Annotated in this window: 1 protein-coding gene; it reads right to left on the bottom strand. The window is 39.3% G+C overall.

What is annotated here, in order from left to right; genetic code table 11:
- On the bottom strand, nt 1-270 hold a 270-nt coding region (locus HZY83_RS00015; protein ID WP_255460126.1), incomplete at both ends, for a Rib/alpha-like domain-containing protein.

Raw genomic sequence — 270 nt, 5'->3', positions numbered from 1 at the left:
GAGCTTCATTCAAGTTAACTGATTGGTCTTTTCCTACTGGTTCGTTTTTATCTGCGTCTGTTCTGTTGTCTACAACTTTTACTGTTACTTCTAGTTCGTCTGTTGTTCCATCTGGATATGTTACTACAACTGTTGCTGGTTTATCTCCTGCTGAACTTGTGTCAACTGGTGTTTTGAATGACGCTGTTGTTCCTGTTGGTAAGTCTCCAAAGTTCTCTACTGAATCTTCTGCTTTTGGCTCTTCATTCAAGTTAACTGATTGGTCTTTTC

The sequence above is a fragment of the Gemella sp. GH3 genome (assembly GCF_013415425.1).
Lineage (GTDB): Bacteria > Bacillota > Bacilli > Staphylococcales > Gemellaceae > Gemelliphila.
Note: the sequence above shows the minus strand (reverse complement) of the source record. Positions and strands in the feature narration are given on the sequence as shown.